Origin of the sequence: Chthonobacter albigriseus (assembly GCF_013839445.1) — a bacterium.
Taxonomy (GTDB): Bacteria; Pseudomonadota; Alphaproteobacteria; order Rhizobiales; family Pleomorphomonadaceae; genus Chthonobacter; species Chthonobacter albigriseus.
Genome location: NZ_JACDIT010000001.1, coordinates 1,363,960 through 1,377,756 on the forward strand (window position 1 = coordinate 1,363,960; position 13,797 = coordinate 1,377,756).

A 13,797-nucleotide genomic window follows, 5' to 3' on the forward strand; every position below is an offset into this window, starting at 1 on the left:
AGCGCCCGCGCCGCTGATATCGGACAGCCCACGCCGCGATTCAAGCGTTTGTGAACATCGTCAGAAACCGGCAGGCTTCTTCAGCGGGCGGTCCGAAGCGGCGAGCAGCGGAACCAGATCCCGGGCCGACACCGGCTTGGAGAAGGCGTAGCCCTGCAGGTAGTCGCAGCCGATCTCGGCGAGCAGCCGGGCATGCTCCATGGTCTCCACGCCCTCCGCCACGACCCCGATGCCGAGCGCCCGTCCGATCTCCACGATCGATTGCAGCAGCTGGCGTTGGGCGCTCGACTGCAGCACCGGCAGGACCAGCTGCTTGTCGATCTTCAGGCGATGCGGCTTCAGCTTCATCAGGCTGATCATCGAGGCGTAGCCGGACCCGAAATCATCGATCTCAACCTCGATGCCGAGGTCCTTGATCTGGTCGAGGTTCCAGGTGACGATATCGTCGCTCTCGTCGAGGTAGATCGACTCCACCAGTTCGAAGCCGATGCTGCCCGGACGGATGTCGAGCGACCGCAGGTGCTGGATCAGCGCGTCGTCGTGCAGCCGGCGCGCCGACACGTTGACGCTGATCCGCGGCACCGTGTAGCCGGCGGCGATCCAGCGCGACCGGTCCTTCAGCACGGCTTCCAGCATGAGACGGTCGATGGCCCCGACCGCGTTGATCTCCTCGGCGATCTGCAGGAAACGGTCCGGCGACAGCACCCCCTCGGTCGGGTGCCTCCAGCGCACGAGCGCTTCGACACCTGCGAGCTCGAGCGTCCGGGCGTCGACCTGGATCTGGTAGTAGGGCACGAACTGGTGCTCCTCCAGCCCCGCGAGGATCTCGTCGGCGATCCGCTTGGAGGTGACAATCTCCGCCTGCAGCGCCTCGGTGAACACGGCGAAGCAGTCGCGGCCGAGGCTCTTGGCGCGGTAGAGGGCGATGTCCGCGTCCACCATCAGGCGGCTGCGGCCGACCGCAGCGCCCTTGGCCTCGGCGATGCCGATGCTGACGCCGGTGCGGCAGAGGCTGTTCTCGTATCGGAACGGCTGCCGCATCGCTTCCACGAGCCGTTCGGCAAGCGACTGGGCAGGCGACGGCTTGGCATCGTGGACGCAGACCACGACGAACTCGTCGCCGCCGATCCGCGCGACGAAATCCTCCGGCCGGGCGATCGCCCGCATCAGCCGCGACGCCTCCACCAGGATGGCGTCGCCGGCGGCGTGGCCGAGGGTGTCGTTAATCTGTTTGAACCGGTCGAGGTCGATGTGAAGCAGCGACGCGCTCTCCCCGGTGCGCGCGCAGCGCCGGGCCACCCGCTCCAGGAGGTCGTCGAGATAGCGCCGGTTGGGCAGCCCGGTCAGGAAATCGTGCAGCGAGGTGTATTCGATCCGCGCCTTGGCCGCTTCCAATTCGGCGTTCCGCGCCTCCGTGAGGGCCTGTGTCCGCCTGAGCGTGTCGGCCAGTTCCACGTCCGCCGTCACATCCCAGTTGACGCCGACGATGCGCGCATTCCGCCCGGGCTCCTCGTAGACCGAGCCGATCGCCCGGATGTGTCGGATCGAGCCGTCCGGCAGGAACAGGCGGTACTCGGAATGGTATGAACCGGACGAGAAGGCTTGGCGAAAATCGGCGGAGGCGCGGTCCAGGTCGTCGGGATGGAGCCGCGACGACCAGTGCTCGTACCACCGTTCTCCGCCGTCGGTCGGATAGCCGTAGAGCTCGTTCATCCGGTCGTCCCATGCGAGATCCTCGGTGACGATGTCCATCTCCCAAACGCCCACCTCCGAGGTGTCCAGCGCCAGCTTGAGGCGGCGGGAGATACGGGCGAGCTCGCTTTCGCGGCGGTGGAGTTCACTGACATGCGCCTGCCGCTCGGTCAGAAGGCGGCCGGCGAGAAAGGTCGGGACCACCACCAGCGCGCCGGCGACGGCGATCAGGAAGCGCAGCAGCCAGGCGCCGTCCGGCGTGACGTCCCAACCGCCTTTCGGCACCGCCTGGATCAGCCACCGACCGGACGGCAGCACCACCTCGGCGGTGATCGGATCGCGTGCGGCGATGTCGTCCGTCCCGAAGAAGCGGACGCCGTCCGCACCGAGCGCGTCCTTGCCGACGATCGCGATATCGAGCGGCAGGTCGGGATCGCGCAGACCGCTGGCCTGGTAGAGTCGCTCCAGTTCCAGGACGGCGGAAACGATGCCCCAGAAGGTGCGCCCGCCGAAGGCCTCTCGCGTATAGACCGGATAGCGTCCGATCAGTCCCTGCCCGCCCTGCACCAGGTCCACTGGTCCTGCCAGCACCAGTTCACCGCTGGACCTCGCCCGCAATGCCGCGTCGCGCTGCGTCGGCGAGCGCCGGTAGTCCAGGCCGATGGCCTTCTCATTGCCCTGCAGGGGATGGATGAGGCGCACGACGAGGTTGGGCGCGGCGGCGACGTTGCGAAGCAGCGAACGCTCAGCGAACAAGGATTCCGCCAGTTCGGAGAAGCGCTGCTGCGACATCTGGGGTTCGGTGGCGAGCGTGGCGACCAGGCCGCGGACAAGCTGGATGCTGCTGCTGATCTCGCCTTCCAGCTTGGCGCGGATCAGGCTGACCTGCTGCAGCACATCGGATCTCAGCCGCTGCTCGAACAGAACGCGGTTCTGGTAGTCGGCAAAGAACCCGAGCAGCACGATGACCATCAGCGCCAGGAGCGCAGGGACGTTCGCAATCCCTCTCGTCCGCGACAGCGTCATGCGCAAGGAGGAAAACACGGACGAAACGGGACGCGCCATCGGCAAACCGGCGTTGGACTTGACATTAGTCTGAGAAATCTAGCCGGCACATGCTTAAACTTGAATTTATAGGAGCGAAAAGACCATCACAAAAAGCAGGTGGTTCAGCGGACGGGTCTGAAACGACGCTCCGCCCTCTCCGGTCGTCAGGACATGATCATCCGCAACGCCCGGGCCATTCGCGCCTGGGCGTAGGCGACCAGCGCGTGGCGCGCATAGTCGACGTCGTCCGCTGCCTCGAAGCCCTGGGCACGGGCCCACGCCTTGAGATCGTCGGCGGTTCGCTGGTCGGCATAGGTCCGCATCGCTGCCGCGAAGGAGGTGCGGGCGACATCGAAGGCGACGGCCTCGGCGATGCACCGCTCGATCAGGCGGCCGATGGACCGATCCATCTCGGCCACCACGGGCGCCAGACGGATCACTGCAGGCTGTAGGTTCAGATAGGACATGGTCTCGACCCCGCTCATGCAAACAAAACGGCTTGCCGTGCAGTCCGTTCGCGGGTCGCTGGCAATCGACTAAAAATCTCCTCCGTTATGGTTAGCGCGGGGTTAACCCTGCGCCGATCGGCCGCCCGGAAAGTCGACCGCGGCCTCTTTGGGTGGAAAGTCGGACCGCATCCCGCGTCAGACGCCGAACGCCTCGTGGAACCGGACGGCCCCTTCGACGCGCCCGCTGCCTGTCAGCCGGCGCGCGAGGACGTACTGCGACGGGACACCCGCCATGGTCGGCGCTCCCTCGGAGGAGAATCCGAACCGGCTGTAGTAGGCGGGGTCGCCGACCAGCACGCACCCGGCCGCAGCCCTGGCGGTGAGGCGGGAAAGGCCGGCTTCGACGAGGGCTGAACCGATACCCGTGCGTTGCCGCGCCGGCGCGACCGACAGCGGCCCCAGCCCGTACCAGCCGATGTCGCGGCCGTCGATCAGCACCGGCGAGAAGGCGACGTGTCCGAGGATCTCGCCCGCCTTGTCGACCGCCACGAGCGACAGCGACAGCGCACCCGCCGCGCGCAGGTCGTCGACAATCCGGGCCTCGGTTCCCGACTTGTGCTGTGCATCCTTGAAGGCGGCCGTGGTGAGGCTGGAGATCGCCGCCCGGTCGCCGGGTGCCTCTTCGCGGATTTCGACGGAAGCGGCCACGCGGACCTCCAGGTTTGCGGCCGGGCGGCACGCCCGCACCCGCTGCGGCGTCGAGCCGTCACCCATGTGTCCGGCATGGACAGGCCGATGTTGGTGTCCGCGGCGGGATTCGAACCCACGACCCCAGGATTCATACCACTTCGGCTTTCGCCGCCGCCCGGGCCGATGCGACCGGGGCGTTCGTGGTCTGGACTGTCCCTTCACCGTGGGTCCCCGAAAGGACCGGTAGGCGCCGCCCGTCCAGTCTCTACACCTTCCCTCCGAAGAGGGCTTGGCTCGGGATCGGCAGCCGCCGCGAGAGAGGCGGAGCTTTCCCCGACTTTGAGCGGATCCACTGCGCCGTTTCCGAGCGCAGCGCCCAATTACAAGGAATCCTGTGCTCTATCCTGCTGAGCTACGCGGACAAACCAACAGCTCAAGCGTTTAACCGGACCGCCCCCGCTTCGCAAGAACGGATCTTGCCTCGGCCCCGAAAGCCGGCGTTCTGCCGCTGCCGGACCGGCCGACGTGGGTTTCGCCAATTCTTCGCAGTGCACATCAGTGCTTGCCCGTGGTATGGTTCCCGATCAGAAAAGAGCGTCGCTCTGATCCGGAGAACACATGGCTCGTCGACGGTTCCGGATGAGCGTTGCGCTGTACGCAAGCCTGGCCGCCCCGTCGCCGGCCATGGCGACGGACGCGTCATGCGGCGGGCCGGTGGTTGCGAGCGGGATCGTCGGAGAGGCTGGATCCGCGGTTCCGGATACAGGCGCTGCACGGGTGGACGTGCGTTTCGGCGAAAGCCGGACGTCGCGTGTCCGCCTGGAGAGCGTCCTGGTGCCGTCCTGGAGCCCCGCCGCGGTGCGCACCCGACTGGATGCGGCGGTTTCGCGCCACGCCGGCGGTGAGATCCGCGTCCACGCCAGTGACCCCGCGCTTGACCGGCGCGGACGCAGTGTGGGGCAGGCGGAGGCGGGTGGCACATGGATCCAGCAGAGGCTGCTGGAGGATGGTCTGGTCGTCTTTGACGGATCCGGCGGGCCTTGCGCCGCAGCGCTGGCGGCCGCCGAAGACCGCGCCCGGGCCGCTCGGCGGGGCATCTGGGCGGCGGCGCGACCGATGTCGGCGACGCATGTAGCGGCGCACGTGGACCTGCCGGACTTCGTTGTTGTCGAATCCGACGTTTTTTCGGTGGGAAGTTCGGGGACGACGACCTATCTGAATTTCGGGCGGGATTTCTCGTCCGACCTGACGGTGTCGATCGGTGGTCGAATTTTGGCCGGCTTTCCGCCCGACAAGTCGGTGGCGGATCTGCAGGGCCGGACCGTACGCGTGCGCGGATGGGCCGAGGTCCGGGCCGGCGCTGACATTCGCCTGGAAGACCAGGCGGCATTGGATGTGATCAAGGAGTAGGCGGGGAGACCGCTGGCATCATGGGCGAGAAGACGGGCATTCGGATGAGCGGATCGGCTGAGGTCAGCCGTGCGCGGGTCGGCAGGGTCGTGACGGCCCTGATCGCGGCCGTGTTCCTGTCCGGCTGCAGTGCGTCCATGTGGGGCAGCGCCGACGAGAACGTTACGGCGAACCAGCTGATGGCGACGCCCGCGGTCGACTCCGCGGTGCCGAAGCCGGATCCGCGCGAAGTCGCAATCGCCGAGCGCGAGCATCCCAAGATCCTGGCGAGCTTCGGCGGCACCTACGAGGATCCCGAGGCGGAGATCGCGATCGCCCGCGCCGTCGGCCGGCTCGTCGCCGCCTCCGACTCGCCCGGTCGCAGCTACCGCGTCACCATCCTGAACTCGCCCGCGATCAACGCCTTTGCGCTGCCAGGAGGCTACGTCTACGTCACCCGCGGCCTTCTCGCGCTGGCCAACGACACCTCGGAGGTCGCAGCGGTGATCGCCCACGAGATGGCGCACGTCACCGCACGCCATGCCTTCGCTCGTGCCGAGCGCGCGGAAGCGGCCGCCGTCGCGACGCGCGTCGTCCAGGACATCGTCCAGGATCCGGCGGTGGCCCGCATGGCGCTCGCCTCCACGCAGATGTCCCTGGCGCGCTTCTCCCAGGTCCAGGAGTTGCAGGCCGACGCGGTCGGCATCGCAACCCTCGTCCGCGCCGGCTATGATCCTTTCGCAGCTGCGCGCTTCCTGACCTCCATGCAGCGCTATGCGAGCTACAAGACGGCTGCCCGCGATGACGCCGGCGCCGATTTCCTGTCCTCCCATCCGTCCACGCCCGAGCGCATCGTTCAGGCTTCGGCGGTGGCGGAGGCGGCCGGGCCGACCGAGGGCGTTCGCGACAAGGAGGCCTATCTCGCCCGCGTCGACGGGCTGATGTTCGGCGATGATCCGGTGGAGGGCTACGTACGCGGCCGCGAGTTCCTGCACGCCAAGCTGGGCCTGGGCTTCACCGTGCCGGCCGGCTTCCAGCTGGAGAACACCGCGCGCGCAGTGCTCGCCACCGATCGTGGCGGTACCGCCATGCGCTTCGACGGGGCCGAGGTGAAGGCCGGCGGCGACCTGGTCGGCTATCTCACGTCGGGATGGATCAACGGCCTGGACCCCGCCAGCGTCCGTACGATCTCGCTGAACGGCCTGCCTGCCGCGGTGGCCTCCGCATCCGCCCGCGGCTACGCCTACCGGATCGCGGTGGTGCGGCTCGGGGAGCAGACTTTCCGGTTCCTGTTCGCCACCAAGGCCCCGACACCGGCCTTCGACCAGGCCTTCGTCGACACGGTGGGGTCGTTCCGCTCGCTGTCGGCCGACGAGAAGACCGGGCTGAAGCCCATGCGTATCCGCGTTGTGACCGTGCGCCCCGGCGAAACTGCCGAAGTGCTCGCCAGCCGCATGCCGCCGCTGGAACGGCCCGTGGATCTCTTCAGGGTTTTCAACGGGCTCGGTCCAGGCCAGCAGCCGGTGGTCGGATCCAAGGTCAAGATCGTCACGGACGGCTGACCCCGCCCCGGTCACACCGAGGCGGCCATCTCCGGATGCTCGCGGATGAGCGCGATCTTGAGCTTCTCGAGCGCCCGGTTCTCGATCTGGCGGACCCGCTCCTTGGAGATGCCCAGGCGTTCGCCGATCGCTTCGAGAGTCGCGCCGTTCTCCTTGAGCCGGCGCTCCTTCAGGATCCGCATCTCGCGCTCGGACAGCACGCCCATCGCCTGGCGCAACCACTTCAGGCGCCGCTCGCTGTCGATGGACTCGCCGACCGCTTCGTCCGGCAGCGGCTGGCTGTCGACCAGAAAGTCCATCCGGTCGGATCCGCCGCCCGTCTCCGCCTCGCCGACCGGCACGTTGAGCGAGGTGTCCGGCCCGGCCAACCGCGCGGCCATCAGCGCGACATCGTTGCTGGAGACGCCGATCGCCAACGCGATCTCGCGGTGCATCTCCTCGTCGGACCGCGTGGTCCCGCTTTGCGCCAGCTTGGCCCGCAGGCGACGCAGATTGAAGAACAGCGCCTTTTGCGCCGACGAGGTACCGCCCCGCACGATCGACCAGTTGCGAAGGATGTAGTCCTGGATCGACGCCCGGATCCACCACGTGGCGTAGGTGGAGAAGCGCACCTGCCGTTCCGGCTCGAACCGGGCGGCCGCCTCCAGCAGGCCCACGTGCCCTTCCTGGATCAGGTCCTGCATCGGCAGGCCGAAGTTGCGGAAACGCGCGGCGACCGCGATCACCAGCCGCATGTGGGCCTGGGTGAGCAGATGGAGCGCCTGCTGGTCGCGGTCTTGCCGCCAGCGCACCGCGAGATCGTGCTCCTCTTCCCGTTCCAGGTAGGGAGCTTTCATCGCGGCTCGTACAAAAGAGCGGTTGGCAGTCGGTGTCCTCGACATCGGGCAGCTCCCTCGGGCCTCGTCCGTCTCCTTCTGGGGAGAATACGGGACGAGCCGGCGTCCGGATTTGCTTTTCCGCGCCGGCACGGCCACCCGCACGCGATCGTGATCAGGGGAACGCCGGACGACAAGCTGTCGCCGCTACTCCAGACGCGTCGTCCCGCAAGGGTCCAACACGGGTCCCTTGTCCCAGGTTCCCGCCACGATCCCCTCCACCACCACGCGGTCGCCAGGCCTCAGCTCCCGCCGCTCGTACTCGAAGCAGACGAGAACCGCGTCCGGCTGCTCGCATATATAGGTGAAGGCGAGCGGGCCCTGGTGCTCGACCTTGGCGACGGTGCCCTCCAGGCGGATGCCGGGACGCGACGGCGGCCGGTCGCGCCAGGCGGCGACGAGATCCCTCAGGTCGGGGCAGGTGGCAGGCGTCAGCGGCGGCTCGGCGGAGTTCGTTTCGGCCGGCGCAGGCAGGGGATCGACCGGCGGCGCGACCGGTTCGCCGGCGACAAGCCCTGTCGACATGGCGAAGAGGACCGTCGCGATCGCGGCGGTCCTGAGAGAGGCGACACCGGCCGCGTCGGACCGGCGAGAGGAATGTACCATCGAAGAACCGCGACCTGATCCGTGAAGCAGCCGAAACAGCATGACAGTCGATCATGGCGCGCCCCGGGCCGACTTGCGGCAGCCGGGCGAAGAAAAACCGCCCGGATGGAGGCATCCGGGCGGTGTTCAGGTGCAACGGTCGAAGCGGAAGGCGATCAGGCGGCTTCGGCTTCGTCTTCGTCGATCTCTTCGGCCTCCGCGCCTTCGGCGTCGCCGCGGGCGGCAACCCGGCGCGGGCTCTTGTTCAGGCTGTCCTCTATCTTGCGGATCGCCTCGGTCTCGGTGGTGCGGTTCACCGCCGAGATCTCGCGCGCCATCCGGTCCAGGGCGGCTTCATAGAGCTGCCGCTCCGAATAGGACTGCTCCGGCTGCGATGACGCGCGGTGCAGGTCGCGCACCACCTCGGAAATCGCGATCAGGTCGCCGGAATTGATCTTGGCTTCGTATTCCTGCGCGCGGCGGCTCCACATGGTGCGCTTCACGCGGGCACGACCCTTGATGATCTCGAGAGCCTTATCCACCGTCTCCGTCTCGGCGAGCTTGCGCATGCCGACGGTTTCCGCTTTCGCGGTCGGGACACGCAGCGTCATCTTGTCTTTTTCGAATACGATCACGAACAGGTCGAGCTTCAGCCCGGCGATCTCTTGCTCTTCGATCGCGACGATCTGGCCCACGCCGTGGGCCGGATAGACGATGTGTTCGTTGGTCTTGAACCCATTGCGGACGGCGGATTTCTTCGTAGTGGCCATTCGGTCCATCCACTCCCGGTGCCGGCACGGAGGCCATGCGGACGCCGCCTCGGCCGCACGGTCGGATGACCGATGCCGCACGGGCGGAGGGTACGCAGGGTCGCCGGGCCTTTCGGCCCGAGAATGCCGACACGCTCTCGCGTTGTTTCAGCCGATCTGGGTGATGACCCGATGCTGCGGACTTGAGCCGGAGGGGATCCGGTACAGATGGCGAAAGGAGCAGGAGGGCTCGCTACCGGCCATAAAAAAGCCCCCAGAGGGGACTTCCGCGCGATCGGGACGATATGTCGACTGTCGAGGATTTGTATAGCACACCTCGGCGAAAGATCAAAGCCCCGATCGGCCGCCGCACCCCCGTGAGGTGCGTCGTCCGTCATGGCAGCTCTGCAATTTTCGCATCCCGGCGACAGCCCGTCGAACCGTCGGGCCTGCGGTTCAGTCCCCCTGCCCGGGCTCGGGCGAGAAGAACTTGTCCAGCTTGTTCGCCACCCCGTCCATCTCCTTGGCGTCCGACGGCGCATCGCGCTTGGCGGTGATGTTCGGCCACTTGTCCGCATACTCGGCGTTGAGCTTCAGCCAGCTGTCGAGCCCCGGCTCGGTATCCGGCTTGATGGCTTCGGCAGGACACTCCGGTTCGCACACGCCGCAGTCGATGCACTCGTCCGGGTGGATGACGAGCATGTTCTCGCCCTCGTAGAAGCAGTCCACCGGACAGACTTCCACGCAGTCCATGTACTTGCAGCGAATGCAGTTGTCGGTGACGACATAGGTCATGGCGGTGCTCCGGACCGAACGCCGGCTGGTCTCCGTTTGGTTCTCGAGCGCTGCGTAGCGGAGTTCGCCGGCCCGTGCAAGAGGGGGAACAACGCGACCGTCGGCGGGCGAGCGTCGTTCTGGCCCCGAGGGAGCGCAACGACGACAGCGCTCGTGCGCTGCTACGGCGTCAGTCCTCCCCCGCGCCGCCGATACGGTCGAACCGGCGGCGGTCGCGCTTGCTAGGGCGGCCCTCACCCCGATGGACCGTGGGTCGCCCGGATGGAGGGGCCGGCGCCTCCTCGACGGGCGGGGCACTGCCCGCCGGCTCCTCCCCCGCATCCGGGGGCATCTCCCGCGGCGCACGATCGATGTAGAGCTTCACGGCATCGGGGTAGGAGCCCCGCCGTTCCGCAAAGTCGACGATCTCCAGCACGAGTACACGGCTGCCGACGCCAATGGTCAGCACGTCGCCGCGGCGGACAGGGTGGTGCGCGGTGTCGACCTTGCGGCCGTTGACGCGCACCTTGCCGCCTTCGGCCAGAGCCTGGGCCAGCGGCCGCGTCTTCACCACGCGGGCGAACCACAGCCACTTGTCGATGCGCTGGCGGTCTTCGGCCACGCGGATCCCGTCACTTCTTCTTGTTCTGCTCCATGTTCGCCTTCAGGGCGAGCAAGGCGGCGAACGGCGAATCGGGATCGACCGGCTTCTCCGGCCGGCGCGGACGTTCGTCGCGCTGGGGACGGCGATCGTCGCGGCGCTCCGGGCGCGGCCCCCGGTCGTCGCGGCGTGGGCCGCCGTGACCTTGACCCTGGCGTTCGCCGCCCGGCCGGTCACCGCGCGGACCACCGCCCTGGCGGCCTTCGCCCTGCGGGCGCGGCGCGCCCTGGCCCTGGCCCGATCGGTTGTCCCGCTGGCCTCGCTGGTCGGATCGGCCATGCTCGGGGCGCCGACCACGGTCGAACCGTCCCGGACGCCAGACGTCGATCTCGCGCTCCTCGGTCGCAACCTCGGCACTCGCCGGAGCGGCAACCGCGGCTTCGCCTTCGGCGACGGGCTCCGGTTCGGCCGGAGATTCGGCGCTGTCCGCGTCCACGACCTCCACTTCGGCGGGCGGCTCGGTGACCTCCACTTCGGCGGGGGAGTCCGACGGGATCTCCACCGGAGCCTCCGGGGCATCGGCGACGACAGGCTCCCCAGCGGCCTCGACCGCAGCGGCGACCGGCGCCTCCACGTCGGTGCTCGGTGCATCGGCGGTCGGTGCCTCGGCTTCGGCAACGACAGTATCCACTTCCGGCGCCGCAAGGGCGGCGTCGGCGGGCGCCGCAGCAGCCGGCTTGAGCGGAACCCGGATCTTCCGCTTCTCCACGCGATAGCCGAGCGCCTTCAGGATCGAGGCGAAGTCCTCGCCGGAGCAGCCGAGCAGCGACGTCATCGACACGGTGACGGTGAAGCCACCGCCCTGCGGGATCGCGCCGTCCGGATGCTGCGCCCCGTCGCCGGTCGGCTTCCAGGCGATCAGCGGGCGGATGATGTCGGCGAGCCGCTCCAGGATGTCCAGGCGGACCGCCCGCTCGCCGGCGACGCGGAAGCCGACGAGACGATAGAGCGTCTTGTCGAAGGCCGGATCGACCTTGATCGAGGTGCGGCCGGAGGAGGAGAGCTGCGGCAGTTCGACGAGGCCGGGCATGTCGAGAGTGCCATGCTTCAGCGCCCACAGCAGAGCTACGAGGCTGGCCGGCGCCGGCTTCAGGAGCGCCGGCACGTAGATGTGGTAGGCGCCGAAGCGGACGCCATACTTGCGCATCACAGCCCTCTGCGCCTGGTCGAGCGCCTTGACGTCCTCGGCAACCTCCGCCCGCTCAAGCGTCCCCAGCGCCTCGACCAGCCGGAAGGCCACCCCGCGGGCGATGCCCTCCAGGTCGGCGGCGGTCTTCAGGTCGAGCAGCGGCTTCAAAAGGGTGGCGATATGCGCGCCGATCCACAGATCCAGCCGGCCCTGGACCTTGTCGCGGGCAGCGCCGGTCAGCTGTTCGTCGGCCAGCAGCATCACGCGGGGCGTCAGCGGATCGTCGCCGGCGACGAGCTTGGCCACCGGCTGCCCCAGCCAGCGCATCGCGCCGTCGGAGGACAGCACGATCTCCTCGTTGCCGGCCTTGGTGATCCGTTCGGCGCGTTTGTCGAACTCGCCGGCCAGCGACTTGGCGGCGGCGGTCCGCACGGCTTTTCCGTCCGGGCCTTCGGCACTGGCCGACTGGTCTGGCACGAAGCGGAAGCCGTGGAGCTCGCCGACGTGCTGCCCCTCGACGAGCACGGCGCCGGTCTCTGTGATTTCGGCTTCGAGCATGGCGTTCTCTCTCAGGCGTTTCATCAGGACGGAAGTACGACGGTCGACGAAGCGCTGCGTCAACCGTTCATGAAGAGCATCGGACAAACGGTCCTCTATATCGCGCGCGCGCTCCTGCCAATGGACAGGATCGAAAAGCCAGTTCGGACGGTTGGCGACATAGGTCCAGGTTCGGATGTCCGCGAGACGGTTGGAGAGGGCGTCGATGTCCCCGTCCGTACCGTCGCAGTTGGCGACCTGTCTTGCAAACCAATCGTCCGGAATGACCCCGCGGGCGGTCAGGAACCGGTACAGCGAGACAACGAGATCGCCATGGTGGGACGGCGAGATCTTGCGGAAGTCCGGAACCATGCAAGTGTCCCAGAGCAGCGACACCCGCTCGTGACGATCCGCCGCGTCCTGCACGGCCGGATCGCGGAGCGCGTATTCGAGCGCCCGCACGTCGTCCGATGGCAGCGCGCGGGACAGCCCGTCGAGCCCGGGCGGACGCTCCAGCGAACGGCGGAGCGTGTCGACCGACGAGAAGTCGAGCGCGGTGTTGCGCCACTGGAACGTCAGCACCGGATCGAAGTCGTGGCTCTCGATCGCCTGCACCACGTCCTCGTCGAACGGCTGCACCTGGCCGGTCACGCCGAAGGTGCCGTCGTTGAGATGGCGGCCCGCGCGGCCGGCGATCTGTCCGAGTTCGGACGGGTTGAGGTTGCGGTACTGGAAGCCGTCGAACTTGCGCGCCTGGGCGAAGGCCACGTGGTCGACGTCGAGGTTGAGCCCCATGCCGATCGCATCGGTCGCGACCAGGAACTCCACGTCGCCGTTCTGGAAAAGCGCCACTTGCGCGTTCCGCGTCCGCGGGCTGAGGGCGCCCATCACCACCGCGGCGCCGCCGCGCTGGCGGCGGATCAGCTCGGCGATCGCGTAGACCTCGTCGGCGGAAAAGGCGACGACAGCCGAGCGGCGGGGCAGCCGGGTGATCTTTTTGGAGCCGGTGTAGACGAGCTGGCTGAGCCGCGGCCGGCTGGTGACGCTGACGCCCGGCAGGAGTTTCTCGATCAGCGGCCGCGCGGTGGCCGATCCGAGCAGCAGCGTCTCGGCGCGGCCGCGCACGTTGAGGATGCGGTCGGTGAACACATGGCCGCGTTCTAGATCCCCGGCGAGCTGCACCTCGTCGATGGCGACGAAGGAGACGATCAGGTCGCGCGGCATCGCCTCGACGGTGGAGACCCAGTAGCGCGCGCCGGGCGGGACGATCTTCTCTTCGCCGGTGACCAGCGCGACCTGGTTGACCCCGGCCCGGGCGCAGATGCGGGTGTAGACCTCGCGGGCCAGCAGACGCAGAGGCAGGCCGATCGCACCGCTGTCGTGGCCGAGCAACCGCTCGATCGCCAGGTGCGTCTTGCCGGTGTTCGTTGGCCCGAGGACCGCCGTCACGTTGCGAGAGCGGACCGACACCGGCGGCAGGAAGGAAGCTTCATTCATCAAGTTCGGCCGGCGCTTGGGAAACGTCGTCTCGAGATCGCGTAGGGCATCCGGCATCGCAACGGGTGCGCTTCCATCCGCGCCCCGTCTCTAGCACGCCCGGCAGGCCCGCGCTCCCCTTTTCTGCCGCCGCAACGGCCGCTGCCGCGCGGCAGACCGGC

11 protein-coding genes are annotated in these 13,797 nt (G+C 68.2%); 2 read left to right on the plus strand and 9 right to left on the minus strand.

The window, feature by feature from the left end:
- Window positions 1-60: 60 nt before the first annotated feature.
- From HZ321_RS06130 to HZ321_RS06140, 3 genes are all read right to left on the minus strand, one after another.
- On the minus strand, window positions 61-2,757 hold the full coding sequence (locus tag HZ321_RS06130) for a bifunctional diguanylate cyclase/phosphodiesterase (protein ID WP_181701198.1): 2,697 nt from the start codon (window positions 2,755-2,757) through the stop codon (window positions 61-63).
- A gap of 146 nt (window positions 2,758-2,903) precedes the next feature.
- The gene (locus tag HZ321_RS06135) at window positions 2,904-3,206 is read right to left on the minus strand and encodes a hypothetical protein (RefSeq protein WP_181701200.1); all 303 of its coding nucleotides are present in this window, start codon (window positions 3,204-3,206) and stop codon (window positions 2,904-2,906) included.
- 177 nt (window positions 3,207-3,383) lie between these two features.
- A complete protein-coding gene (locus HZ321_RS06140; RefSeq protein WP_342343811.1) occupies window positions 3,384-3,896 on the minus strand; it encodes a GNAT family N-acetyltransferase in 513 nt (170 codons plus the stop codon).
- A gap of 816 nt (window positions 3,897-4,712) precedes the next feature.
- Between HZ321_RS06140 and HZ321_RS06145 the strand changes: the two genes are divergently transcribed.
- The gene (locus HZ321_RS06145; protein ID WP_181701204.1) at window positions 4,713-5,288 is read left to right on the plus strand and encodes a thermonuclease family protein; all 576 of its coding nucleotides are present in this window, start codon (window positions 4,713-4,715) and stop codon (window positions 5,286-5,288) included.
- A gap of 20 nt (window positions 5,289-5,308) precedes the next feature.
- Window positions 5,309-6,829 (plus strand): M48 family metalloprotease, encoded by a 1,521-nt coding sequence (locus HZ321_RS06150; RefSeq protein WP_206682724.1) that lies wholly within the window; start codon window positions 5,309-5,311, stop codon window positions 6,827-6,829.
- 11 nt (window positions 6,830-6,840) lie between these two features.
- On the opposite strand, the gene HZ321_RS06155 is transcribed toward HZ321_RS06150, so the two are convergent.
- From HZ321_RS06155 to HZ321_RS06180, 6 genes are all read right to left on the minus strand, one after another.
- Window positions 6,841-7,710 carry an RNA polymerase factor sigma-32 gene (locus HZ321_RS06155; protein WP_181701206.1) on the minus strand — a complete coding sequence of 290 codons (870 nt, stop codon included), beginning with the start codon at window positions 7,708-7,710 and terminating at the stop codon, window positions 6,841-6,843.
- A 141-nt stretch (window positions 7,711-7,851) separates the two neighbouring features.
- Window positions 7,852-8,310 (minus strand): hypothetical protein, encoded by a 459-nt coding sequence (locus tag HZ321_RS06160; RefSeq protein ID WP_181701208.1) that lies wholly within the window; start codon window positions 8,308-8,310, stop codon window positions 7,852-7,854.
- A gap of 155 nt (window positions 8,311-8,465) precedes the next feature.
- On the minus strand, window positions 8,466-9,059 hold the full coding sequence (locus HZ321_RS06165; protein WP_181701210.1) for a CarD family transcriptional regulator: 594 nt from the start codon (window positions 9,057-9,059) through the stop codon (window positions 8,466-8,468).
- Window positions 9,060-9,494: 435 nt separating this feature from the next.
- Window positions 9,495-9,833: a ferredoxin FdxA gene (gene fdxA / locus HZ321_RS06170; RefSeq protein ID WP_181701212.1), complete on the minus strand. Its 339-nt coding sequence runs from the start codon at window positions 9,831-9,833 to the stop codon at window positions 9,495-9,497.
- 169 nt (window positions 9,834-10,002) lie between these two features.
- Window positions 10,003-10,434, minus strand: coding sequence for an RNA-binding S4 domain-containing protein (locus tag HZ321_RS06175; protein ID WP_342343812.1), 432 nt, complete (start codon window positions 10,432-10,434; stop codon window positions 10,003-10,005).
- Window positions 10,435-10,444: 10 nt separating this feature from the next.
- A complete protein-coding gene (locus HZ321_RS06180; protein ID WP_181701214.1) occupies window positions 10,445-13,636 on the minus strand; it encodes a helicase-related protein in 3,192 nt (1,063 codons plus the stop codon).
- Window positions 13,637-13,797 lie beyond the last annotated feature (161 nt).

Excerpts from the sequence above, each read along its gene's own strand:
- HZ321_RS06150 (WP_206682724.1), top strand. The coding sequence starts at position 5,309 with ATGGGCGAGAAGACGGGCATTCGGATGAGCGGATCGGCTGAGGTCAGC.
- HZ321_RS06165 (WP_181701210.1), bottom strand. The coding sequence starts at position 9,059 with ATGGCCACTACGAAGAAATCCGCCGTCCGCAATGGGTTCAAGACCAAC.
- HZ321_RS06180 (WP_181701214.1), bottom strand. The coding sequence starts at position 13,636 with ATGAATGAAGCTTCCTTCCTGCCGCCGGTGTCGGTCCGCTCTCGCAAC.
- fdxA (WP_181701212.1), bottom strand. The coding sequence starts at position 9,833 with ATGACCTATGTCGTCACCGACAACTGCATTCGCTGCAAGTACATGGAC.
- HZ321_RS06130 (WP_181701198.1), bottom strand. The coding sequence starts at position 2,757 with ATGGCGCGTCCCGTTTCGTCCGTGTTTTCCTCCTTGCGCATGACGCTG.
- HZ321_RS06135 (WP_181701200.1), bottom strand. The coding sequence starts at position 3,206 with ATGTCCTATCTGAACCTACAGCCTGCAGTGATCCGTCTGGCGCCCGTG.
- HZ321_RS06155 (WP_181701206.1), bottom strand. The coding sequence starts at position 7,710 with ATGTCGAGGACACCGACTGCCAACCGCTCTTTTGTACGAGCCGCGATG.
- HZ321_RS06160 (WP_181701208.1), bottom strand. The coding sequence starts at position 8,310 with ATGGTACATTCCTCTCGCCGGTCCGACGCGGCCGGTGTCGCCTCTCTC.